A 21,069-nucleotide genomic window follows, 5' to 3' on the forward strand; every position below is an offset into this window, starting at 1 on the left:
CCCGGCAGGCGCGCTGACGAGCCGTTTTCCGAACTGTCGGCGTGGTGGTTTAGCGTCCGGTGTCCTCGACAGGAAAGGGGCCGTCCACATGGGATGGTTGGAGGCGTCCGGTGGCTACGCGGTCACCCTGCGCGGCGGTGCGCTGCTCGCGCGCAACGCCAAGGGCAAGGAGCTGCGCACGGTGCCCGCCGCGCTGCGCGACGACCCGGTCGTCGTCGGCCTGCGGCAGCTCACCGAGTGGCTGGGCCGGCACGAGGCGCAGTGCCGCGCCGACATCGAGCGCTGGATGGTGCGCTCACTGCCGGTGCCGGTCGCGGTGCTGGCCGACGTGTGGGCCGACGAGACCTGGCGCGAGGCGCTCAGCGACCTGGTGGTCGGCGTGCTCGACGAAGACGGCGCCTTCGACCCGGACGAGGTCGGCTTCCTGCGGGACGCGTCCGCCGGGCAGATCGGCGTGGTCAACCTCGACGGCGACACGGTGCGGCTGCCCGCCGAGCGGGTGGTGATCCCGCACCCGGTCACCCTCGCCGAGCTGGACGACCTGCGCGAGTTCGCCGCCGACCTGGGCGTGAAGCAGTCCGTGGACCAGCTGTTCCGGCAGATCTTCGTCCGCCCGGCCGGGCTGGACCCGCAGGCCCGGCGCGTGGGCGACTTCTCCGGCGGCCGCTTCGCCGAGCTGCGCCACGCCACCTCCCGCGCCACCAAGCTGGGCTACCCGGTGCGCGGCGGCAACGCCGTCTGCCGCGTGTTCGAGGGCGGCGTCACCGTCGAGGCCCGCTTCTGGATCGGGTCCGACGACCCCTACTACGAGACCGAGACCGGGGACCTGGTCTTCACCGACCGCAAGGGCACCGCGCTGGAGCTGGGCGGGATCGGGCCGGTGGCCTGGTCCGAGGGCAACCGGATGGCCGCCGCGCTGTACGCCGGCCGCGTCGTGAAGCAGGAAGAGGACGAGGAGGAGCAGCCGTGAGCGTCGCCGAGAACATGGTCCTGCTGGAGGCCGGGGCGGTGCTGCCGGTGGGTGCGCCGGTGGCCAAGGACGACACCGTCGACGCGCTCACCACGCGGGCGTACTCCCACCCGGTGCTGGAAGGCCGCACCGTGGTCCGCCTGGTGCCCGCCGCCGTGGGCGCCGCCGAGGACCTGAGCATGGAGTTCCTCGGGTTCGCGCAGCCCGCGCCGGTCAACGAGGTGGGCCTGGTGCGCCAGCAGGCGCTCGGCTTCCCGGCCTGGGCGCTGGTGCACGACCCGGCCAACGGCCACCACGCGCTGGCGCTGGTCAAGGAGATCGAGAAGTTCGCCCGCACCGCCAAGTCGCGCATCGGCCCGGCCAAGGAGGGCTTCGACGCCCTCGGCGAGCGGCTGGCCCGCGCCGTGCCGCACTTCCTGCCGACCTTCTACGAGGAGGCGGGCCGGGCGTTCCTGGCCGCCGACAGCACCAGCTACGCCGCGACCATGTTCGGCAAGGCGCGCGAGGCCGAGCGGGTGTTCGCGCTGCGCATCGACGAGGAGCGCCAGCACACGGTGTTTCTGGAGTTCGCGCTGGCCGGTGCGCTCACCGCGAAGGCGCTGACGCAGCACGCCCGCGAGCTGGCCGCCCGCAGCACCCCCGCCGAGGCGTACGAGCGCTTCCTGCGCCTGTGCGTGGAGCGCACCCTGGGCGGGCTGCCGCCGTACGCGGCGATGCACACCGACCTGCGCCGCCTGGCCAAGGCCGCCAAGCTCGACCAGGCCGAGGCCGACCGGGACGTGCTCGCCCAGCTGCTGCCCGCACCCGCGCTGATCCGCGCCTCCGAGTCGTTCTGGAACGCCTACAGCGTGGCGCTGGCGCAGCTCGCCGCCGCCGACCCGGCGCTGCGCGGCCGCCTGCTGGGCATGTTCCCGCAGAACTGCACCGACGACACCTGGCTGGGCGTGCTGGAGCAGGCCGGGGCGACCGCCTCGCTGACCGAGCCCGCCGGTGCCGTCCCGGCCGAGGCGCTGCCCAGCGACGGCCCCGCGGGCTGGCTGGCCCGCTTCGACGAGCACCGCCAGCGCCGCTACTGGCGCGACCGCAAGCGCAGCGCCAAGCTGCTGGCCCTGGTGGAGCGGATGGCCCCGCGGCTCAAGGCCGACGGGACGCCGGTCGCGGTGGTGCGCCGCAGCTCCGGCACCGACCTGGACCTGCTCGACGCCTGCCTGGCGCTGGGCGTGCCGGTGGCCGATCCGGAGAACACCGAGCGCTTCGGCGTCAACAACTGGCTGAACGACGAGCACGAGGGCCGCCGCGAGCTGGTCGCCGTGGCCGCCGACACCCGGTTCCTGAAGGCGCTGGCCAACGGGGTGGAGAACCACCTCGACTCCGGCTACCGCATGGTCGAGCGGGTGCGCGAGGTGACCGCCGTGCCGGGCCTGCGCACCGCCATGCACCACTGGCTGGAGCGGCTCGCCGCCGACCGCGACGGTCACGGCCTGCCCGCCCTCGGCGGGCACTTCGACAAGATCGCACAGGCCGCCTGCCCGGAGGGCGCCGCGGTCAACGAGGCCGCCATGGCCCGGCTGCTCGGCCACGACGTGGCGGGCACGCTGGCGCACACGCTGCGCACCGGCGTGCTGGACGAGTTCGGCTGGCCCGCGCTGGAGGAGGCCGTCGCGCGGCTGACCGGCGACGGCGACATCTCGGTCACCGATCAGTGGCCGCACCTGATCCTCAACCAGGGCGACCTGGTGCTCGTCGTCGGCGAGCAGGGCGTCGAGCTGGAGCACATCGTGCGCATCCCGGCCGACCAGCGCCGCTGGATGTACCGCACGGTGTTCCGCTACGTCGACCGGCAGCTGCTGGTGTGCTGGGACATCGGCCGCGAGCGGTCCGGCTACTGGAGCGGGGCGCCCGACGACGTGTTCACCGTCCCGGACGAGGCGTTCCAGATGTACCACACCTTCTCGCTGCCGATCACCGGCGGCGGGCGCACCGCCGGGGCCCGGCCGCTGCACGTCGGCGATCGGAGCGAGCGCCGCGGCGGACGGGTCTTCACCGACGGCTCCGCCTACTGGGTGCTGGTCAACGAGGACGGCAAGGTGGTGTGCCGCGAGTTCGACCCGGCCACCGGCGAGCACGGCCGGGCCAGCCTGCCGTCGTTCTTCGAGGACGGCACGCCCGACGGGCAGCACCTCGCGCACCACTCCTGCTGGCTGTCCGTGCGTGACAACGGCGAGCAGCTCGGCTGGCGGGTGCGCCGCGACGGCACCGGCACGCAGTACGGCCAGGCGCTGGACGGCACCACGTACACCATGCCGGGCAGCGCGACCCGGCGCGGCGAGCTGTCCGGGGCGATCTGCTTCCCGGGCGCCGAGCGCACCAGCGGCGTCACCCAGTCCCGCAACTGGCGCAACACCGGCCTGTCCCTGTACGACGCCGACGGCCGGCTCACCGGCGACTACAGCCTGCCCAACGCGGGCGAGTACGCACGCGGCACCGACCTGGTGCCCACCCCCGCGTTCTGGCACCTGCTGCGCCCGCGTGACGAGGCCGGCTCGGCGGCGCTGCGCACGCTCACCGACGAGCAGGCGGCGGCGCTGCTGGCCGAGGCGGTCCGCCTGACCGGACAGGCGGCGGAGTCCGACGACGACGACGCCGACAAGGCGCTGACGGCGGCACTGGAGACGCTGGTCGCCCGGGAGCTGCCCGCGATCACCGACCTGGCGCTGCGCGCGGGCGTCGCGGGGATCGTGCGGGTCGCCGCCACCCTCGCGACCCGGCTCGCCGGGCTGGCCGACAGCTGCGCCGGGAACGCGGCAGTGGCCGCGCCGACGCCCACCGGGCCGTCGTACGCGGGCGAGGACCGCCGCCTGGCCGCCGCCCTGTCCGGGCTGATGCCGTACTGCTACGCGCGTGGCGACAGCGCCACCCGCATGCTCACCGCGGTGGGCGCCGCGCTGACCGGCGCGGACCAGCCCACCGGGCAGCTGGACCTGTCGGCCGACGACGACTGGTTCGACGCGCTGGGCGTGCTGCCCGCCGCGATGTACCGGGCCGCCGCCCCGTTCACCGACGCCGAGCACCGGGAGACGCTGGCCGAGCTGCTGTCGGTCATCGCCGGCAGCGGCCTGCTCGCCCCCGGCGGGCGGCTGCGCTGGATCGAGCTGAAGTCCGACCAGCCCGTCACCGACGGCATGCGCGCCACCGTGCGCCAGGTCGGCAACCGCCGCCTGCTCGTGCTGTCGGTCGACACCGACGACAAGGAGCTGACCGCGCTCGACTACGCCCCCGACGGCGTGTTCGGCGCGGTGCCGGGTCACGCCATCACCCGCGAGCGGGCGTACCACTTCAGCGGGATCACCCCGGACGCGATCGCCGCGTTCACCAAGCTGCTGACCGAGCGCGGGCCGGTGGCGTGGCGCCCGGAGCGGGTCGCCGACCTGTCCGCGCGGGCCGGGGTGAGTCTGGCCGAGGCGGCGATGCTGCTGGCGGGCCTGCCCTCGGCGAACTGGAGCCGGGCGGAGTCCGAGCCGCTGCGCGAGCAGATCGGCGTACCCGACGGCGACATCGCCGCCGCCGCGGCCCGCCGCGTCGGCGCGGGCGGCCGCGCGGGCACCGCCAGGCAGCTGTCCCGGCTGATGCCCGCCGACCCGGCCGCGCTGTGGGAGACCGGCCCGGACCTCGAGCGCTTCGCCGAGGCGTGGATCGAGCGCCACGGACGGCGCAAGCCGGTGCGCGACGAGCTGATCGTCGCCATCGCGCAGGCCGACGTGGACGGCTCGATGAACGCCTCCGAGCTGATCCACGGCATCGCCAACCCGGACAGCTGCAAGTGGCTGGCCGGGACCGCCGACGGCATCGACGACGAGGACGTCCTGGTCGCGCTCGCCAAGTGCGTGCCCTGGCTGGCGTACCACCTGCCCGCCGACGACCCGATCCGGTCGGTGCTGCCCCGGGCGGCCGAGCTGGCCCGCACCAAGCTGGCCGACCCGAAGCTGAGCCTGCCCGTCGGCTGGGTCACCGAGAAGAAGACCGAGCCGCTGCTCAACGCCACCGGCCGGGCCACGGTGACCGAGGCTGACGGCGGTTTCGCCGCGGGCGCGCTGCACCTGCCGCCCGACACCGGCTACCGCGCCGTGCACCTGCGCACCGCGCTGCTGGACGGTGCGGACGACCCGGCGCTGCACCTGGTGCAGGCCCGGCTGGACAGCCACGACGAGGGCACCCTCGCCGCGCTGCGGGCCGTGCTCGGCGGGCAGCTCGCCCGGCTGGCCGGCTACCCCGTGCCCCTGGGCGTCGACGGCTACGCCCAGGACCCCAGCCGGTCCGCGCCGGAGCTGGTGGCGCAGGTGGCCGCCAAGCACGGGCTGACCGACGACGCGGCCGTGCTCTACCTGCAGCTGCTCGCGCTGCCGGACCCGACCGATCGCAACGTGGCGATGTGGACCGGCTGGAAGCCCGCTCGGCTCAAGGCCGCCCGTGCCGCGCTGACCGCCACCGACCTGGTGGTGGAGGCCAAGCGGCCGCGCGCCGGGCGCAGCCTGTTCCTGCCCGGCGGCTGGCACGCGCTGAAGGCCCCGCACCTGCCGCTGGAGCGCTGGAAGCTGCCGCTGCTGATCGGTGGTGAGCAGGGCGTGTCCGGTCTGGGCATCGTGCTGCCGGTCGCCCCCGCGCCGCAGCTGTTCACCCTCGCCTGGGAGAGGATCACCCAGGGCGACGGACCCCGATTCGACGAGCTCGTCACTGGAAGGCCGCGATGACCACCACCCCCCACGCCCGGCAGGTAGACCCCGCCGAGCACGCGCACGCCACCGAGCTGGCGTTCCTGGCCGCGTACGACGGCGGGCCGCGCCCGCCCGGCTGGCGGCTCACCCCGCGCGCCGTGGTCACCTTCATCACCGGCAGCGACGGCCGGGAGCTGGAGCTGGCCAAGGAGGACCGGCGCGAGGGCCTGCCGCACAAGCTCACCGTCCCGGCGAAGTTCGTCGGGGAGCGGGCGCTGGTCGAGCGCTGCGTGGTGACCCTGGCCGGCGAGCGCGGCCTGCTGCTGGTCGGCGAGCCCGGCACGGCCAAGTCGATGCTGTCCGAGCTGCTGTCGGCGGCGGTCTGCGGGACCAGCGAGCTGGTCGTGCAGGGCACCGCCGGCACCACCGAGGACCAGCTGCGCTACGGCTGGAACTACGCGCTGCTGCTGGCGCACGGCCCGAGCAGCCAGGCGCTGGTGCCGTCGCCGATCCTGTCCGCGATGCGCTCCGGCTCCGTCGCCCGGGTCGAGGAGATCACCCGCTGCCTGCCCGAGGTGCAGGACGCGCTGGTGTCGCTGCTGTCCGACCGCCGCGTCGCGGTGCCGGAGCTGGCCGGCACCGACGGCGCGACCGTGCACGCCGCGCCCGGCTTCACTCTCATCGCCACGGCCAACCTGCGCGACCGGGGCGTCTCGGAGATGTCCGCGGCGCTCAAGCGCCGCTTCAACTTCGAGACCGTCGGCCCGATCCCGGACCTGGCGCAGGAGACCGCGCTGGTGGGGCGGCAGGCCAAGGCCGCGCTGGAGCGGGTGCAGGCGCCGTTCGGAGTGGACGACGCTGTGCTGGAGGCGCTGGTCACGGCCTTCCGTGACCTGCGCGAGGGCCGCTCGGTGGAGGGCTGGGACGTGGAGCGCCCGTCCACCGTGATGAGCACCGCCGAGGCGGTCGCCGTGGCCACCTCGCTGGGGCTGGCCCAGGCGTACTTCCCCGGCGACCGCGACGTCCTGTCGCTGCTGCCCGGCCACCTGCTCGGCGTGGTGCGCAAGGACGACCCGTCCGACGGCGCGAAGCTGCTCGGCTACTGGGACGGCGCGGTCCGCCGCCGGGCCGAGGACGGCGCGCGGCTGTGGCGGCGGCTCTGGGAACTGCGCGATGTCCTCGCCGGCTGAGCCGGACAAGGCCGGGACGGCGGCGCACGCCGTCCCGGCCGGACCGGGCACACCCGACGGGGTGGCGGCGCAGGCTGTTCCGGCCGGGCCGGGCGCGACGGCCGGTGCGGCGCTCGACGCGGACCCGGCGGTCGCCGTCGCCGAGCTGGCCGGGCAGCGTGAGCCGTTTTTGATAGGCGTGCGGCACCATTCGCCCGCGCTGTCGGTGGTGCTGCCGCAGGTGCTCGACGCGGCCGCGCCCGAGGTGCTGCTGCTGGAGCTGCCGCCGGAGCTGGGCGAGTGGCTGCCGTGGCTGGCCGACGCGGGCACCACGGCCCCGGTCGCGCTGGCCGGTGCCGTGGGCGACCGCGGGCCCGCGTTCTACCCGTTCGCGGACTTCTCGCCGGAGCTGGTCGCGGTGCGCTGGGCCGCCCGCAACGGCGTGCCCGTCGTGCCGTGCGACCTGCCGCTGGCCGACCGGGGCTGGCACGAGCCGGAGACCCCGGCCGCCGCCGGTCCGGCCGGGCAGCGGCTGTCGCTGGCCGGGGCGCTCAAGGGCGCCGCCACCGGCCGCGCAGACGAGGACATGTGGGACCGCATGGTCGAGGCGCGCGCCCCGGGCGCGGACCCCGAGGCGGTACGCCGGGCCGCGCTGCTCGTCGGCTGGGCCATGCGCCGCGACGCGGAGACCGGCGAGGGCGTGTCGGGGCTGGACCTGCGGCGCGAGGCGTACATGCGGGGCTGCCTGGCCGCGCACGCCGGACAGCGGGTCGCGATGCTGGTCGGCGCGTTCCACGCCCCGGCCCTGCGCGTCGCGGGACCGGCCAACCCTGTGCCCAAGGCGCCACCGAAGGTGGTCACCTCGCTGGTGCCGTACACCTTCGGCCTGCTCGACGCCCGCTCCGGCTACCCGGCCGGCATCCGCGACCCGCAGTGGCAGCAGTCCGTGCTGGACGCCGCGGGCGACCCGGCCGCCGTCGAGGCCGCCGCGCTGGCCGCCGTCGTGGCGGTGTGCGCGCGGGTGCGCGCCGCCGGGCACCCGGCCGGGCCCGCCGAGGCCCGCGAGGCCGTACGCCTGGCCACCGACCTGGCCCGGCTGCGCTGCCTGCCCGCGCCCGGCCGCGGCGAGCTGGTCGAGGCGCTGCAGAGCGTGCTCGCGCACGGCGAGGTGCTCGGCCGCGGCCGGGTCGTCGCCGCCGCGATGGAGCAGGTGCTGGTCGGCGACGCCCGGGGGCGGCTCGCGCCCGGCACGCCGCGCTCCGGGCTCGGCCCGGCCGTGCGCGAGCTGCTCGCCGCGCTGCGCCTGCCCGGCCCCGGCGACGCGGCCAAGGACATGCGGCTCGACCCGCTGCGCTCCGACCTGGACCGCCGCCGCGAGATCACGCTGCAGCGGCTGGCCGCCTGCGGCATCGGGTACGCCGAACCGGTCGCCGGGGACGGGGGAGCGGGCGGCGTCGACGCGATCACCACGCGCTGGCGGCTGCAGTGGACCCCGCACACCGAGGCCGGCGTCGAGGTGGCCGGGCTGCGCGGGGTGACCCTGGAGCAGGCCGCCGAGGGCGCGCTGCGGGAACGCCGCCGCCGCGAGGCCGTCGCGGGCGGCCCCACCGCCGCCCAGGTCGTCGAGGGGCTGCACGAGGCCGCCGCCTGCGGCCTTACCGCGCTGGCCGGGCAGCGGCTGGACGAGGTCGGCGCGGTGCTGCCCGCGCAGGGCTCGCTCACCGAGGCCATGGCGGCGCTGGCCGTGCTCGACCGGCTGCGGCTGGGCCACGTGCCCGGCCTGCCCGACCCCGACCCGGCCGCCGTCACCAGGGTCGCCGCGACGGTCGAGGACGCGGCCGTACGCCAGGTCGACGGCCTGGCCGGCTCCGAGGACCCGCAGGACGCGCGCTCGCTGGCCGCGCTTGCCCAGCGCGCCGACCTGGCCGGGGCGGCGCTGCGGCTGACCGATTCGCTGGCCCGGCTCGCGGCCGGGGGCACCCCGCTGATGGCGGCGGCCGCCGGTGCGGTGCGGGTCCTGCTCGGCCACACCACGGCCGAGGAGCTGGGCGTACGCGTCGCGTCGTGGGTGGACACCGCCACCACCGACCAGGCGCGCCGCGACCTGCAGGGCCACCTCGGCGGGCTGCTCGCCGTCGCCGAGCCGCTGCTGCAGGGCGCCGAGGGTGTGCTGACCGGCCTGCTGGACCGGATCGAGGCGCTGCCCGACGAGGCGTTCCTGACCCGGCTGCCCGCCCTGCGCGGCGGTTTCCACACGGCCAGCCCCGCAGCCCGCGACCGGCTGCTCACCGTCATCGACGAGCGGCTCGGCGGCGTGTCCATGGACCTCGGCGACATCGCCGACCCGGACGCGCTGCTGGCCCGCCTGCTCGCCGACCGCGCAGGCCGGGCCGCCCTCATCGACCTCAACCTCCTCCCCACCGCCCCCACCGCCCCCGCCCCGCCCGTCGGCGATCTTGCGCGAACTGTGGGGACGACACGCACCAATGGGACAGAAGGGCAACAGTTCACGCAAGATCGACGGGATCTTGAGCCGGTGCGGGGGGTCGCGGGGCCGCCGGGTGAGTTGGCGGCGGCGGATCGGTGGCGGCTGATCCTGGGGCGCGACCAGCAGGGACTCGGGCAGCGGGCGCGGCGGTACGCGACCGCGCTGGACGAGCTCTACGGCCGGGGGCGTGGCGAGGGTGCCCGCGCCGACACCGGGCGCGCCGGACCGGGCGGGGGGCGCGAGCCGTCGTTCCCCGGCGTACGCGAGTGGGCGGAGGAGCTGTCCGCCCTGTTCGGGCCCGGTGTGCGGGAGGAGGTGCTGGCCGCGGCCGTCGAGTCGGGGCGGCTGGACGCCGCGCTGGAGCTGGACCCGGACGCGGTGCGCCCGTCCATGGACCTGCTGCGTGACGTGCTGTCGCTGGCCGGAGGGCTGCCGGAGGCGACCGTCGCCCGGCTGCGCCCGCTCGTGGCGAGGATCGTCGCCGAGCTGACCAGGGAGCTGGCCACCACGCTGCGCCCGGCGCTCAACGGGCTCACCACGCCGCGCCCCACGTCCCGTCCCGGCGGGCGGCTCGATCTGGCCCGCACGCTGCGCGCCAACCTGGCCGCCAGCCGCCGCGACGCCGACGGGCGGGTGACCGTGATCCCGGAGCGCCCGGTGTTCCGCACCCGCGCCCGCAGGGGCGTGGACTGGCGGCTGGTGCTGGTGGTCGATGTGTCCGGCTCGATGGAGGAGTCGGTGATCTGGTCGGCGCTGACCGCCTCGGTGCTCGCCGGGGTGCCCGCGCTGACCACGCACTTCGTCGCGTTCTCCACCGAGGTGGTGGACCTGACCGACCGGGTCGGCGATCCGCTCAGCCTGCTGCTGGAGGTGAAGGTCGGCGGCGGCACGCACATCGCCGCCGGGCTGCGCCACGCCCGCTCGCTGGTCACCGTGCCGACCCGGACGCTGGTGGTGCTGGTCAGCGACTTCGAGGAGGGGTACTCCATGGGCGGCCTGCTGGCCGAGGTGCGCGCGCTGGTGGAGTCGGGCGCGACCGTGCTCGGCTGCGCCAGCCTGGACGACGCCGGACGGCCGCGCTACTCGGTCTCGGCGGCCGGGCAGCTCGTCGCGGCCGGTATGCCGATCGCGGCGCTCAGCCCGCTGGAGCTGGCCCGCTGGGTCGGGGAGCAGGTGCGCAAGTGAGCGCCCGTGGCGAGACGACCGCCCGCGGCCACGGCGAGGGGGAGCGATGACGGCACTGCCGCAGGTCACGGCACCGGCCCTGGCCGAGACGCTGGACGCGCTGCCCGGCCGGCTGCGCAAGAAGGTCGACGAGGCCGTCACCCGGGCCGCCGCCTGGCCGGTCACCGCCGGGGACGGGCAGGTGACGGTCGCCGTCGACGATGCCACCGTGGTCACGCTGGTGCTCACCGACGGGGTCGTGCGCACCGGCGCCGACGCCCGGTGCAGCTGCCTGCTGGCCCCGAACTGCCTGCACCGGGTGGCGGTGCTGGCGCTCGCGCCGGTGTACGACGGCCTGGACGATCCGGCTGACGCGGCCGAGGCCGGGGCTTCCGGCGAAGACGTCTCGTCCGGCGAGCCGGGCGGAGTGCCCGCGTCCGGCGAGCCGGGCGGGTCAGGTCCGTCGACCGCGGCGGACCGGGCGGCCGCCGAGATGCCGGGTGGAGCGGTGTCCAGTGCCGGGCCGGGCGCGGACCACGCGGGAGGTGCTGCCTCCTCCGGTCAGGCCGGTCCCGGTCCGGACGCGGAGGGCGGTGCGGTGCTGACCGACCGGCAGCGCAGCGCCGCCGACGGTCTATGGCGCGCCGGGGCGGCGGTGCTGGAGGCGGGCACGGCGGGCAGCGGGCTGGTGCTGCGCACCGGGCTGCTGCGGGCCGTGCACGAGGCGCGAGCGCACGGCCTGCACCGGGCCGCCGCCGCGGGCACCCGCGTCGCCGCCGGGTTGCAGGCGCTGCGTGAGGCGCGCCCGCAGTTCCGGCTCGCCGAGCTGACCGACGACCTGCGTGAACTGCTGACCCTGTCCCACCAGCTGCGTGATCCGGCGCTGTCAGCGGCGCAGGCGGGCGGGCTGCTCGGCACGGCCCGGCGCGGCTACGACGCCCAGGCGGGCCTGCGCCTGTACGGCCTGTGCACGGTGCCCGTGGTGGCCGAGTCCGGCTACGCGGGCACCGCCACCTACGTCGCGGACCGGGACGGGCGGCTGTGGCTGGTCGCGGACATCGCGCCGGGCGGCGTGGAAAGGGCCGCGCGCGCCGGCGACACCGTGGTGGCGCTGGGCGAGGCGGGTCTTTCCCACCGCGCCCTCACCCGGGCCGGGATGGTCGTCTCCGGTGGCACGGCCACCGAGTCGGGCCAGCTCGGCGCGGGCAAGTCGGTGCGCGCGGTGCGCGCGTCCGGGGCGGGCTGGACCGAGGAGCCGCTGCGGCGGCTGTGGGACGAGCCGCTCGACGCGCAGGTGGACCGGGCGCTGGCCGCGCTCGCGGTGCCGGTCGGCGTCCGTCCCGCAGGCGGGGACCTGCTGTTCCTGGCGGTACGGGTGATCGGCGCGGGCGCGGGCGACACCGTGCTCGCGCAGACCGCCGACGGGGCGGGCTTGCTGCTCACCGTCGCCGACGACCACCCGGAGCTGGCGTACCGGGAGAACCTGCGGCTGCTCGGCGGGGCCGAGGGTCTGGAGCTGCTCGTGGTGGGCAGGCCGGACCCGGCCCGGCGCGCCACGGTCGCGGCGCTGTCGATCGGGGTCGCGCCCGGCACCGGGGACGCGCTGCGCCTGCCCCAGGCCTGGTCCGGCCACGCCGACCTGGGTTACGACCGGCTGCACCGCAGCCAGCTGCGCGCGGGCGGCAGCGCCGTCGCCACGGCCGTCCGGGCGCCCGCGACCGGGGACCCGGCGATGCAGCTGCTGCGGCGGCACCTGGAGCGGGTCGTCTCCGGCGGCCGGGCGGTGCACGCGCTCGTGGCGACCGAGGAGCGCCGTCTCCGCCGGTCCCGGCTGGATCTCGGCGCGCACCTGCTGGCCGAGCTGACGCTGGCCGCCCGGCACCGCCCCCGGGACCTGTTCGGCCGCCTGACCAGCGACGACGCCGAGGCGTTCACCCGCTCCTGGCTCGCCGCGGCGGTCTACGAGCAGCACGCCGCGGCAGCCCTGACCCGGGCCACCTGGCTGCCGACCCCCGTGGGCTGACCGGCGGCCGTGCTCGAAGCTTCCGCCGCGCTCCGCTGACTGCGTGGCGGAAGCTTCGAGCACAAAGCGGCCTCAGCCGAGGCGGAGCAGGTCGTCGAGGGTGAGCGGAGCGACACCGGTGAGCCGCTCGACGGTGTCGGTGACCCGGGCGAGCTCGCCTCTGGCGATCGCGCGGTAGGTGCTCACCCACGCCTCTACCTGCCAGTCCGGTGCGTCGTAAGAGGCGCGGGAGGCATACGCCTCCGGCTCTGTCTCGGCGTGGTAGTTGACCGGGCGGCCGGTGACGAACGTGATGATCTCGGCTACCTGGCCCAGCGTCAGCGACTGCGGGCCGGTCAGCTCGTAGATCTGCCCGTCGTGGGGGCCCGGGTCGCGCAGCACGGCCACCGCGACGTCGGCGACGTCGTCGAGGGCGATCCCGGCCACTCGGCCCTCGGCGGCCGGGCCGCGCAGCACCCCGTCGTGGCCCACGAACTGCGGCAGCACGTCGAGGTAGAGGTTGTCGCGCAGGAACGTCCACGCCAGCGGGCTCTGCCGCAGGTGCTGCTCGGTCGCCCAGTGGTCGCGGGCCAGCGTGAAGGCGGCGTCGGGAGCGGCGCCGTAGAACGACGTGTACACCACCCGGCGCACCCCGGCGGCCACGGCCGCGTCGACGAACGCGCGGTGCTCGGCCACCCGCTGCTCGGTCTCCGCGGCGGACACCATGAGCACGGTCTCGATGCCGCCCAGCGCGGCGCGCACCGCGTCCCGGTCGGCGTATTCGGCGCGGGCCGTCTCGGCCCCGGGCAGCTCCGGCGCGCGGGACGGGTCGCGTACGAGCAGGCGCTGGGGCAGGCCCGCCTCGGCGAGCCGCCGCGCCACGCGCGAGCCGAGCCGGCCGGTGGCGCCGGTGACTGCGATCTTGACGTCGGACACGCGGCCCACCTCCCGGTCTTAGTATGGAGGAGAGGCGACCATGACACGTGTGAAGCCGGACGGCACCCACGATCACCCGTACAGCGCGCTCAACCTGCGGCTGGCGCTGGCCGGGTTCGGCCTGGTGTTCGCCGGGGTGCTGGCGGTGATCTCGTTCGCCTTCGGACTGACCTGGCTCGGCTGGCTGAGCGTGCTGCTCATCGTGGTGACCGTCATCGACCTGGTGGTGATAGTCCGGCGCCGGCGGGAGCGCCGCCGCGCGGAGCACGGCGCGTCGCACTCGCTGTTCGAGTGAGCACCGTACGAACCCGACAGAAGCGTCATACCATCAAGAAATGATCAAAGGTATGCACGCGCTGATCTACAGCACCAACGCCGACGCCGACCGGGCCTTCTTCCGCGACGTGCTCGGCTTCCCGCACGTGGACACGGGCGAGGGCTGGCTGATCTTCAAAGCGCCGCCCGCCGAGATCGCGTTCCACCCGGCCGAGGCGCACACCCGCTGCGAGCTGTACCTGACCGTGGACGACGTGGAGTCCACGGTGGCCCAGTGGGGCGAGCGCGGCCTGGAGGTCATCGTCGCCCCGGCCAAGCGCGACTGGGGCACCGAGGCGGTGGTGCGCCTGCCGGGCGGCGCGACGCTGGGCGTCTACCAGCCCACCCACGCCACCGCGTACGACACGGTCTGACCCGCTCAGGCCTCCAGCTCGCGCTTGAGACGGGCCAGGGTCTGCCGCATGCCCTCCCGGTTGACCTCCGGCCGCCGGTTCGCCGAGCGGCCGGTGAAGACCCGCCCGAGCAGCCGCGCGCCGCGCGTGCGCCGGTCGGCCCAGTGCTCGGTGACCAGCGTGCCCGCCCCGTCGGGCGTGAACCGGTAGCCCCACCGCGCCACGGGCAGCCCGAACGTGGTCACGTCGAACGTGAACTCCGTCCCCGGCTCCGCGGTGCGCACCCGGCAGGTGGTGAACCAGACGAACGGCCCGAGCCGGTTCCAGCCCACGAAGCGGGTCGGCTGCCCCCGCTCCCGCCGCCACACCCACACCGCGAAGCACTCGGGGCTCCAGCTCGCCATACGCCGTACGTCGGCGACGGCCCGGTACACGTCGGCGGGCGGCGCCGCCACCACGATCTGCTCACTCACCTCGTCGGCCACCCGCCGCACGATACGCGGCGCGCGGCCGCGCCGGAACGGGCCGACTTCCGGCTTCGCCGACCCGGGCCCGGCCCCCGGACGTACCGTCGGGTGAAGGGGGAATGTCATGTTCGTACAGGTGATCCGCGGCCGCACAACCGATCCCGCCGCGCTGCACGAGGCTTTCGGCACGTGGGTGCGCGAACTGTCGCCGGGAGCGGAGGGCTGGCTGGGCAGCACCGGCGGCGTCACCGCCGACGGCCGCGTGGTGGTGCTGGCCCGGTTCGCCTCGCCCGAGGACGCCCGGCGCAACAGCGAACGGCCCGAGCAGGACGCCTGGTGGCAGGAGACCTCGCGCCTGATCGCCGACCCGGTCTTCGCCGACGCCAAGCAGGTGACCACCTACCTCGGCGCGGGTTCGGACGACGCCGGGTTCGTGCAGGTGATCCACGGCAGCACCACCGACCCGGGCCTGCTGCTGGACACCATCGAGCGGCTCTCCACCAACCTGCGCGTCTTCCGGCACGAGATCATCGGCGGCACGGTCACGCTGCACCACGACGGCACGTACACCGAGGCGGTCTACTTCACCAGCCTGGAGGCGGCCCGGGAGGGTGAGCAGCGGCGGCTGCCGCCGGAGCTGCAGGGCGCGATGGACCGTATGCAGGAGTACACCTCGCTGGTGGCGTACTACGACCTCACCGACCCGTGGCTGTACTCGCCCAAGGCGTGAGCGACCGGTCGCGGCGCGGCGGCCCGGCCACTAGCATGGCCCGATGATCTTCGAAAAGGGGCAGCGCGTCGTCTTCATCGGCGACAGCATCACCGACTGCGGCCGCCGCGACCACGCCGCGCCGTACGGCAACGGGTACATGAGCCTGGTGCAGGCGTTCGTCACCGCCGCGCACCCGGAGCTGGGCCTGACCTGGGTCAACCGGGGCGTCAGCGGCGACACCGTGCGGGACCTGGCCGCCCGCTGGGAGCGCGACGTGATCGAGCAGCGCCCCGACTGGCTCAGCGTGAAGATCGGCATCAACGACGTCTGGCGCTTCTTCCAGGACCGCCCCGACCAGGCCGTCCCGCTCGACGAGTACACCACCACCCTGCGCGGCCTGCTCGCCGACACGGTCGAGCGCACCGGCTGCCGCCTCATCCTCGCCGACCCGTACCTGATCGAGTCCGATCACGGCGACCCGCAGTACGTGATGACCGCCGAGTACGCCGCCGTCGTCAGAACCCTGGCCGCCGACTTCGGCGCCCGCCACGTCGCGGTCCAGGCCGCCTTCGACCGCGTCCTCGCCTCGACCACCCCCGTAGACTGGGCCGACGACCGCATCCACCCGAACCTGGCCGGCCACGCCGTCATCGCCCGCGCCTTCCTCGAAACCCTCTCCTGACGCACCTCCACCGCGTCCTGACCGCGCGGTGATCGTCCGACTTGCCAGGCACACGGGCGTAAGCGCGGCCAAGATACGCCCAGGTGCCGGGCAGGTCGGACGATCAAGGCGGGGCGGCGGGTGGCGAGGGCTGGTTAGGGTGCGGGGATAGGGGTGTACTGGGCCGGGGTGGCGTCGGCGGGTATCCAGGTCGGGGCGGTGAGCGCCGCGGCGGGGTGGCTGCTGGGGCCGGTCGGGGCGGTCGCCGGGGGAGCGCTGGCGGCGCTCGCGGCGGTGCCGTACGGGTGGGCGGTGCAGCGGGTCAGGGCGTATCCGGCGACCCCGCGCGGGGTGGGGCTGTTCGCGGCCGACCACAGCTGGAGCCTGGTCAACACGATCGCGGGAGCGGCGTTCCTCAGCGTGAACCTGGCCCGGGGACACCGGCTCGACCCGCTCGCCTGCCGGCATCGCGGCCGGATCAACATCTTCGAGCAGGCTATCCGGGGGTATGCGACCACGGTCGGCAACGTCGTCGCGGGCGCGAACGCGCGCTGCGAGCGGCACGAGGACGTGCACGTGCGCCAGGCCCGCCTGTTCGGGCCGCTCTACATGCCGCTGATCGCCGTGAACTACGTGCTGTTCAGCGTGCTGCCGGTGTGGTGGCTCGTGCACGACCACGCCGGTTACCCGATCACCGGGCCGGGCCGGTACTTCACCCACGGCGTCTACCACCACGTCTGGCACGAGGCCTGGGCGTACCGGCGCGACGTCCACGACCGGCACGGCCCCCGTGCCGCGGGCCGGGCGGCGCGCCCGCCGGGAGCGGCCCGGACGCCGATCGTGACCCAGGCCACCTTAGGAACTGACAAAACTTGAAATCTGTCATCTGTCATGCCACGCTGAACGGCATGACAGAAAACACCACGTACCCGCAGCTGCCGGCCCGCACCCTGGGCGCCACCGGCCCGCGCGTCGCCGCGCTGGGGCTCGGCCTGATGGGCATGTCGGACCTGTACGGACCCGCCGACGAGGCGGAGAGCATCGCCACGATCCACGAGGCGCTCGACGCCGGGGTGACCCTGCTCGACACCGGCGACTTCTACGGCATGGGCCGCAACGAGCTGCTGCTGCGCGACGCGCTCCGGGGCCGCGCCCGGGAGGACGCCGTGATCAGCGTCAAGTTCGGCGCCCTGCGCGACGCGGCGGGCGGCTGGAACGGCGTCGACACCCGCCCCGTCGCGATCAGGAACTTCCTCGCGTACACCCTGAACCGCCTGGGCACCGACCACGTCGACATCTACCGCCCGGCCCGGCTCGACCCGAACGTGCCCATCGAGGAGACCGTCGGCGCGCTGGCCGACCTGGTCAAGGCCGGCTACGTGCGGCACATCGGCCTGTCCGAGGTCGGCGCGGACACGCTGCGCCGGGCCGCCGCCGTGCACCCCATCGCCGACCTGCAGATCGAGTACTCGCTGCTCTCCCGTGGCATCGAGGACGAGATCCTGCCCGTCGCACGCGAGCTGGGCATCGGCGTCACCGCGTACGGCGTGCTGTCGCGCGGCCTGCTGTCCGGGCACTGGTCGCGTGAGCGCGCCGCGGGGCCGGGGGACTTCCGTGCCCACCTGCCCCGGTTCACCGGCGGCAACCTGGACCGCAACCTGGCCCTGGTCGAGGCGCTGCGGCAGCTCGGCGAGGAAAGGGGCGCGAGCGTGGCGCAGGTGGCGGTGGCCTGGGCGCTGTCACGCGGCGCGGACATCGTGCCGCTGGTCGGCGCGCGCACCCGGGCCCGGCTGGCCGAGTCCCTGGGCGCGCTGGACGTCGCGCTGAGCGAGGCCGACCTGGCCCGGATCGAGGCCGCGGTGCCCGTGGGCGCCGCCTCCGGCGACCGTTATGACCCGCACTCCATGCAGGCGCTCGACAGCGAGAGGTAGGGTCTGCCTCAACATGGCAGATGCTCCTCTCACCCCGGACCGGATCCTGGAAGCGGCGGAGGAGGCCCTCCGCCGCTACGGACCGGCGAAGGCCAACGTCGTCGATGTCGCACGCGCGCTGAACGTCAGCCACGGCAGCGTCTACCGGCACTTCCCCAGCAAGGCCGCGCTGCGCAACGCGGTCGTCGAGCGCTGGCTGGCCCGGCTGTCCGAGCCGCTCGGCGACATCGCGGCCGAGCGCGGCCCCGCCGGCGACCGGCTGCGCCGCTGGCTGGACGGGCTGTCCGACTCCAAGCAGCGCATGGCGCGCGACGAGCCCGAGCTGTTCGCGACGTACTACCGGCTCGCGCTCGATTCGGACGAGGTGGTCGCGGCACACGTCAACGCGCTCTCGGCCCAGCTGGGCGAGATCATCGCCGACGGGGTGGGCCGGGGCGAGTTCGCCGTCGCCGACCCGTTCCGGATGGGCCGGGCCGTGTTCGACGCGACCGCCCGTTTCCACAACCCGGCGTACCTGGCCGAGTGGGGCGATCCCGACATCAAGAGCGCGTACGAGGGCGTCTGGCTGCTGATCCGCCGGGGTCTCGGCGTACCGGAGAAGTGATCAGGCCTGCGCCGGGCCGCGCAGCTCCCACACCCGGGTGTGCTTGACCGTGACGCTCTCCAGCGCCATCGTCGTCGGCACGTCGTACGCGGCCAGCTCGCGGAACAGCGGCCGGGGCAGGAACGCCCGGTCCGGGTCGCCGACCAGCACCCGCGCCCCGGCCTTGGCCGCGCGGCGCAGGAAACCGGTCATCCGGTCGGCCATCACCTGGCTGTAGAACACGTCCCCGGCCAGCACCACCTCGGCGCCGTCCGCGTCGCCGCCCAGGATGTCCGCCCGGTCCACGGACACCTCGGCACCGTTGGCGGCCGCGTTCAGGCCGATCGCCGCCGCCGAGAACGGGTCGATGTCCACCGCCCGCACCGACGCCGCGCCGGACAGCGCCGCGGCCACCGCGACCAGGCCCGAGCCCGAGGCGAGATCCAGCACCCGCCGCCCGGCGACCGTCTCCGGGTGGTCCAGCACGTAGCGCGCCAGCGCCTGGCCGCCCGCCCAGGCGAACGCCCAGAACGGCGGCGGCTGCTCGCTGCGGTACTCGCCCTCGGTCAGCTCCCACAGGCCGATCGGCTCGTCGGCCTGGTGCAGCTTGATCTCGGGCAGGAAGCCCAGCGGGGCCAGCGCGGCGTACGAGCGGACGAAGTCAGCGGCGGTGTCGGTCACCCCAGAAGTGTGCCGCCCGCGGTGCCACCCGGCCCGCACGGGGCCGGGTGACGGTGCCCACGCCCGCTCAGGACGGGGACGGGCCGGGAGTCTCGGCCGGTCCCAAGGCGCCCCCGAGCCGAATAGGCTCCTGCGGAACGATCCGGAGGGGGATGGCCGTGCCGTACCGCTGCGGCAGCTCCACCAGGGCCTGCGCCAGGTCCTCCGGCAGCACGCCGACCTCCACGACGCTGCCGTCGGTCTCGACGGTGAAGTGGTTCACCTCGATGCCGCGCTCGCGCCAGTAGGGCCGCTCCTTCTCGATCCTCATGGCGTGGCCCCACAGCTCGGCCTTGGTGAAGCGGGCGTCGCGAATGTAGATGCACTTGCCGCGCGACACCTTCTCGATGTAGGCGTCGAACGCCTTGGACGGCTTGCGGTAGACGACGGCGAAGGCCTGTTCGGGCACCAGCTTGGCGCCGGTGAACGAGCTCTTGAACTGGCGGTCGCCGGCGTGGGAGATGTCGCCGATCGCGTCCAGCATCTTCTGGTCCATGGGCGTGACCAGGAAGCCGTCCGGGGTCAGGCTCTCACCCGGGGCCGGCTCCCGGCGGGCGCAGGCCTTGGTCGGCTTGCCGACGCGCCGCTCCGGGTCCGGGCTCGGCGCGGCCGACGGGGTCGGGGCGGGAGCGGACGGACTGGACGCGCTGGTGGCCGCGGCCGCGGCCGGGGTGGGGTCCGCCGGTCCGGTGCAGGCGGCGGTGAGTATGGCGGCGAGGGCGGCGATGGGGATCAGCGCCGCGCCCCCGCGGTAGGCGCCGGAGATCATCATGGTGTACCTGACGCCTGCCGCGGGCGTTGGGTTGCCACCCGGCGGCTGCCGCGTTAGCAGGATATGACGCGAGTGCTGATCGTCCTGGCCGCGCTGCTGGTCACGGCGGCCGTCGCGCTGTCGGCGCCCGACACCGGCAGCGACCCGTGGCCCGCCGCGCGGTCGTGGCGGGACGAGCGGCCCGCCCCGGCCGCCCAGGGCGGGCTCGAACCGGGTGCCCCGGAGCAGGTGGCGCCGTTCGCGGCCCCGGCCGGCAAGCCGGTCGCCATCCATACCGCCGACCTGCCCGCCAACGAGGCGTCGGGGCTGGTGGCCAGCCGCCGCTTCCCCGGCGTCTTCTACTGGCTGCGCGACGGCGGCGGGGCCACGGCGCAGCGGCCGCGGGCCGCGCTGTGGACCATCAAGCTCGGCCCCGACGCGCACGCGCTGCCGGTGCGCCGCGGCGAGAACTTCCCGTTCGCGCAGGTCTTCGCCGCGCCGAACGGCGACTGGGAGGACGTCGTGCTGGACGACGACGACAACCTCTGGATCGGCGACATCGGCGCCAACGACTGCGTGAGCGAGCAGTACCTCTACCGCACGCTGGAGCCGGAGCCGGACACCGACGACCCGTTCTTCGTGACCGCGAAGTGGCCGGTGTCCTTCCCTGACCCGGCGGAGGGCTGCCGCACCCGCAACGCCGAGGCGATGCTCTGGCTCGACGGGGAGCTGTACCTGTTCGCCAAGACGGCGAAGTCGCCGGTGTACCGGGCGGTGTTCCCGGACGAGCGCGGCGCCGAGGTGGAGCTGGAGCCGGTGGCGGAGTTCGACGCGGCGGTCAACAAGATCTCGGTCAGCACGGTCTCGACCGACCGCACCCGGCTCACCGTCGCCGGCCACGCGCGGTACTGGGTGTTCGCGGCGGATCCGGCGCTGCGCGGCGACGCGTACCTGAAGCGGGCGCTGCAGGGCAGGCCGGTGCACACCGGCACCTTCGCCTCGCGCGCGGGCAACGCCTCGGTCGAGGGCGGCAGCTACGTGCCCGGCACCCACGACCTGCTCTTCGTCGCGGAGAACAAGGAGATGTTCCTGCTGCCCGACGCCCCGTCCGCGGCGGTCGCCCGCTGACGCGCGG

General features: G+C 75.3%; 17 protein-coding genes. 13 read left to right on the top strand and 4 right to left on the bottom strand.

What is annotated here, in order from left to right; all coding sequences use genetic code 11:
• The first annotated feature begins 88 nt into the window (after positions 1-88).
• Genes Cba03nite_RS30655 through Cba03nite_RS30675 form a run of 5 tightly spaced genes read left to right on the top strand, consistent with a single transcriptional unit; the run spans position 89 to position 12,526 of the window.
• Positions 89-970: a DUF4132 domain-containing protein gene (locus Cba03nite_RS30655; RefSeq protein ID WP_203753694.1), complete on the top strand. Its 882-nt coding sequence runs from the start codon at positions 89-91 to the stop codon at positions 968-970.
• Positions 967-5,718 carry a hypothetical protein gene (locus tag Cba03nite_RS40430; RefSeq protein ID WP_203753695.1) on the top strand — a complete coding sequence of 1,584 codons (4,752 nt, stop codon included), beginning with the start codon at positions 967-969 and terminating at the stop codon, positions 5,716-5,718. The genes Cba03nite_RS30655 and Cba03nite_RS40430 overlap by 4 nt, the downstream gene beginning before the upstream one ends.
• On the top strand, positions 5,715-6,872 hold the full coding sequence (locus tag Cba03nite_RS30665) for an AAA family ATPase (RefSeq protein WP_203753698.1): 1,158 nt from the start codon (positions 5,715-5,717) through the stop codon (positions 6,870-6,872). Before Cba03nite_RS40430 ends, Cba03nite_RS30665 begins: the two co-directional genes overlap by 4 nt.
• On the top strand, positions 6,856-10,524 hold the full coding sequence (locus tag Cba03nite_RS30670) for a vWA domain-containing protein (RefSeq protein WP_203753700.1): 3,669 nt from the start codon (positions 6,856-6,858) through the stop codon (positions 10,522-10,524). The genes Cba03nite_RS30665 and Cba03nite_RS30670 overlap by 17 nt, the downstream gene beginning before the upstream one ends.
• Positions 10,525-10,570: 46 nt before the next feature.
• Complete coding sequence (locus tag Cba03nite_RS30675; protein WP_203753702.1) at positions 10,571-12,526, top strand: hypothetical protein; 1,956 nt, start codon at positions 10,571-10,573, stop codon at positions 12,524-12,526.
• A gap of 72 nt (positions 12,527-12,598) precedes the next feature.
• On the opposite strand, the gene Cba03nite_RS30680 is transcribed toward Cba03nite_RS30675, so the two are convergent.
• Positions 12,599-13,441 (bottom strand): SDR family oxidoreductase, encoded by an 843-nt coding sequence (locus tag Cba03nite_RS30680; RefSeq protein ID WP_203753704.1) that lies wholly within the window; start codon positions 13,439-13,441, stop codon positions 12,599-12,601.
• A gap of 40 nt (positions 13,442-13,481) precedes the next feature.
• Between Cba03nite_RS30680 and Cba03nite_RS30685 the strand changes: the two genes are divergently transcribed.
• Together Cba03nite_RS30685 and Cba03nite_RS30690 are read left to right on the top strand one after the other, a co-directional pair.
• Positions 13,482-13,736, top strand: a complete 255-nt coding sequence (locus Cba03nite_RS30685) for a DUF6343 family protein (RefSeq protein ID WP_203753706.1) — start codon at positions 13,482-13,484, stop codon at positions 13,734-13,736.
• Between the two features lie 40 nt (positions 13,737-13,776).
• Entirely contained in the window at positions 13,777-14,130 is a 354-nt protein-coding gene (locus Cba03nite_RS30690) for a VOC family protein (protein WP_203753708.1), read from the top strand.
• A gap of 5 nt (positions 14,131-14,135) precedes the next feature.
• Here the strand turns inward: Cba03nite_RS30690 and Cba03nite_RS30695 are convergent, their stop codons facing one another.
• Positions 14,136-14,594 carry an SRPBCC family protein gene (locus tag Cba03nite_RS30695; RefSeq protein WP_203753710.1) on the bottom strand — a complete coding sequence of 153 codons (459 nt, stop codon included), beginning with the start codon at positions 14,592-14,594 and terminating at the stop codon, positions 14,136-14,138.
• 106 nt (positions 14,595-14,700) lie between these two features.
• Here Cba03nite_RS30695 and Cba03nite_RS30700 point away from each other — a divergent pair, with 106 nt between their 5' ends.
• The 5 genes from Cba03nite_RS30700 to Cba03nite_RS30720 all read left to right on the top strand — a co-directional run bounded on the left by Cba03nite_RS30700 (position 14,701) and on the right by Cba03nite_RS30720 (position 18,484).
• The gene (locus Cba03nite_RS30700) at positions 14,701-15,306 is read left to right on the top strand and encodes a hypothetical protein (RefSeq protein WP_203753713.1); all 606 of its coding nucleotides are present in this window, start codon (positions 14,701-14,703) and stop codon (positions 15,304-15,306) included.
• Between the two features lie 43 nt (positions 15,307-15,349).
• Entirely contained in the window at positions 15,350-15,970 is a 621-nt protein-coding gene (locus Cba03nite_RS30705) for an SGNH/GDSL hydrolase family protein (protein ID WP_203753715.1), read from the top strand.
• A gap of 153 nt (positions 15,971-16,123) precedes the next feature.
• The gene (locus Cba03nite_RS30710) at positions 16,124-16,825 is read left to right on the top strand and encodes a glycine zipper family protein (RefSeq protein ID WP_203753717.1); all 702 of its coding nucleotides are present in this window, start codon (positions 16,124-16,126) and stop codon (positions 16,823-16,825) included.
• A 32-nt stretch (positions 16,826-16,857) separates the two neighbouring features.
• Positions 16,858-17,880, top strand: coding sequence for an aldo/keto reductase (locus Cba03nite_RS30715; protein WP_203753719.1), 1,023 nt, complete (start codon positions 16,858-16,860; stop codon positions 17,878-17,880).
• Positions 17,881-17,893: 13 nt separating this feature from the next.
• On the top strand, positions 17,894-18,484 hold the full coding sequence (locus Cba03nite_RS30720) for a TetR family transcriptional regulator (protein ID WP_203753721.1): 591 nt from the start codon (positions 17,894-17,896) through the stop codon (positions 18,482-18,484).
• Here the strand turns inward: Cba03nite_RS30720 and Cba03nite_RS30725 are convergent, their stop codons facing one another.
• Positions 18,485-19,144: a class I SAM-dependent methyltransferase gene (locus Cba03nite_RS30725; RefSeq protein ID WP_203753723.1), complete on the bottom strand. Its 660-nt coding sequence runs from the start codon at positions 19,142-19,144 to the stop codon at positions 18,485-18,487.
• 67 nt (positions 19,145-19,211) lie between these two features.
• Positions 19,212-19,955: a hypothetical protein gene (locus Cba03nite_RS30730; RefSeq protein WP_203753726.1), complete on the bottom strand. Its 744-nt coding sequence runs from the start codon at positions 19,953-19,955 to the stop codon at positions 19,212-19,214.
• A gap of 63 nt (positions 19,956-20,018) precedes the next feature.
• On the opposite strand from Cba03nite_RS30730, the gene Cba03nite_RS30735 reads away from it, so the two are divergent.
• Positions 20,019-21,062 (top strand): hypothetical protein, encoded by a 1,044-nt coding sequence (locus tag Cba03nite_RS30735; RefSeq protein WP_203753729.1) that lies wholly within the window; start codon positions 20,019-20,021, stop codon positions 21,060-21,062.
• The last annotated feature ends 7 nt before the right edge of the window (positions 21,063-21,069 follow it).

The sequence above is a fragment of the Catellatospora bangladeshensis genome (assembly GCF_016862575.1).
GTDB classification, from domain to species: Bacteria; Actinomycetota; Actinomycetes; order Mycobacteriales; family Micromonosporaceae; genus Catellatospora; species Catellatospora bangladeshensis.